Origin of the sequence: Methylophaga sp. UBA5088 (assembly GCF_002414625.1) — a bacterium.
GTDB classification, from domain to species: Bacteria; Pseudomonadota; Gammaproteobacteria; order Nitrosococcales; family Methylophagaceae; genus Methylophaga; species Methylophaga marina.
Genome location: NZ_DIAC01000107.1, coordinates 26,439 through 28,782, shown reverse-complemented (window position 1 = coordinate 28,782; position 2,344 = coordinate 26,439). Strand labels below are relative to the sequence as shown.

At 45.4% G+C, this 2,344-nt stretch carries 5 protein-coding genes; all 5 read left to right on the top strand.

Annotated elements, in window-relative coordinates; genetic code table 11:
- A partial coding sequence (locus tag B4K20_RS13720) for a DUF2586 family protein (RefSeq protein ID WP_289283310.1) occupies window positions 1-298 on the top strand: 298 nt, incomplete at its 5' end.
- Window positions 299-309: 11 nt separating this feature from the next.
- The gene (locus tag B4K20_RS13715) at window positions 310-765 is read left to right on the top strand and encodes a phage protein (RefSeq protein ID WP_289283309.1); all 456 of its coding nucleotides are present in this window, start codon (window positions 310-312) and stop codon (window positions 763-765) included.
- A gap of 3 nt (window positions 766-768) precedes the next feature.
- The gene (locus B4K20_RS13710) at window positions 769-1,209 is read left to right on the top strand and encodes a hypothetical protein (RefSeq protein WP_289283308.1); all 441 of its coding nucleotides are present in this window, start codon (window positions 769-771) and stop codon (window positions 1,207-1,209) included.
- A complete protein-coding gene (locus tag B4K20_RS13705) occupies window positions 1,199-1,642 on the top strand; it encodes a hypothetical protein (protein ID WP_289283307.1) in 444 nt (147 codons plus the stop codon). Before B4K20_RS13710 ends, B4K20_RS13705 begins: the two co-directional genes overlap by 11 nt.
- A 1-nt stretch (window position 1,643) precedes the next feature.
- The coding region (locus B4K20_RS13700; protein ID WP_289283306.1) for a hypothetical protein at window positions 1,644-2,344 on the top strand (701 nt) is incomplete at its 3' end.

Below are 2,344 nucleotides of genomic sequence, written 5' to 3'. Positions count from 1 at the left end.
TCGGGCTGTTCGCCTGGTGTTAATTGGTTTGACCGGTAACCGTCGTTTTAACTCGACACCAAATGGTGAAGCCTGGGCGAGTAATAAGCTTATGCGACCACTGCGTGAAATGAGTAAGTCGACGGTGTTCCAGGGCATTCCTTTTCCTGCTGAATTAAAGCCGCCAGTTGAGGGTGACATTGTCATCACCTGGGTTACTCGCGAAAAGGTTGAGGCGTTCATGAAAGCACGGCCTTTTGAAATTCCGAAAGAACTCACCGCCAACATTGTGTTGGATTTAAATAATCCAACTGCATAGGAGATTAAACCGTGTCTAAACGTTTATCCGGTCAAAACTTTGACTTTATGTTCAGCGATTTATTGATCCACGCTGAAAACTTCACGGCGACGATTACTGATAACAGTGCCGCAACCTATACCCATGGTGTGCCTGATGGTTATGTCGATGGTGATGTGTCTTGCTCTGGTGAAATTGAGCTTGATAGCCGTAACTTTAATTTGATGGTGGAAACCGCCAAATCAGCAGGCAGCTGGAGAGGTATGGACACCTTCGACATTATTTCAACAGGTAAAGCCCTGGATGAATCTCAAAAGTTCGAGCTGTTTGGCTGCCGAGTGAAAATCTCTGATTTGCTCAACGTTGATCCAAAAGGTGGCGAGAAAACCAAGCACAAAGTGCCGTTTGATGTCACCAGCTCAGACTTTGTACGCATTAACGGCGTGCCATATCTGAGTGAAGACGATACACGGGATTTGCAGGACTAACGCATGGATTTTTCACTACTCAAAGCCGTGATAGCGTTGATGCCTGGCAGTGAAACAGATGATCAGGTTGTGGCTGATTGGTGCAACTCACCATCAGTCACCCAGCTGAAGCAAACGTTTATCACTACACGCACATTGATGGACAAGCTCGGACCACAAGCAGCGACGGATATTTTAACCAAGCTTGAAACAGCCGCTGCAGGTTCATCTTTACTGGCGAAAACATTGGAAATGATGAGCCCAGCCCAGGGTGGTATTGATGTGGCTTTGGACAGCGTGCGTTTTCAACTGGATGATCTGGCTCTGAACAACGTAATTACTGAGCAAGAAGCTAACGCTATTAAAGCGATAGGTGAATACCTGGTCAGCCCTGCCGAGTCAGTTGGTTTACCTGTTATTACTGCTCAAAACGTGGCTTTTGTGAGGGTGAATCATGACGATTAATACCTCTGCAGCCATTGTTGAAAAGCAAGCCGAGCATACGGCCATTAGTGCAGCGACATCGATAGCCAATGCTGCCTACAGCACAGAAGCACAAGCTACCGCCTTAGTTTTAACCGACAAGGTCCGGTTCGCGGATGCCGTTTTGGATATTACATTGCCAACGCTGGCCACCAGTGGCAAATCAGTGCATCTGTACCGTCGTGATAAAAACATCAAAGGCACCAATCACGCGCCGGTGCCAGGTGATAATTTTCCGCATATTTATATTGGTTCATTCCCATTAAATGCGGTCGGTACCCAGCAATTTATTTCATTGCCTGGCATTACCATCAGCGATGACTGTGAGTTCTACATCAAGAATGATTCTGGTGTGGCCACAAGTGGCACGACCGTGCTGACGTTAACGCCATGGACATGGAACGGGAAGGCATAGCGTGAGCGTTTATCTACCCGATAACAGAATCACAGCGCCTGAGCTTTGGTATCCAGGGCGTAAGCCGACTGTGCCTGTGAGATTGAACCAAAAAGCTAAAAACAAAAGCATTATTGCTGACTTCTTCCCAAGTTCAGCACATAGACGTGAGCTATTGAGGAATACGCCTATCTCATTTGTGGGTGATATTTCTTTCACTGAACAGGGGAACATTCGTGCATATTCTCTAGGTTCTTATATTTATGCTGATATTCCTTCTATTTCGAAAGCGTTCACTATTTTCGTATCAGGCATATATAAAAGCTCTGGTAGCTATGGCTGCATAATCAGCTATGGGGTTGCAGGTAATCTTTCATCATTAAGAGGAATTTTGCTACAAAGTAGTGGTTCTCCAGGAAGCATTAGATTGCAGGTTGTAGCAGGTGGAAACGCTTACACGACATCACCTGTAGTTTTGCTCTCTGAGGGTGACAGGTTTGCATTTTTAGCAAGTTATAACGGGGCGAAAGTTACATTAAAAGAACTGTACTCAAACAATGAAGTTTCTATCCCTGCAAGTGGACTAGTAAACATATCTACGCCTGACTTCTATTTATGCGGAAATCCTCATCAGGCAGGTGGTTCGTTAAGTCAGGATGTCAGCACTATCACGGAATTAGATAGATGCATCATTTTCTCTGATGGCAATTTGTCTTTGAATGA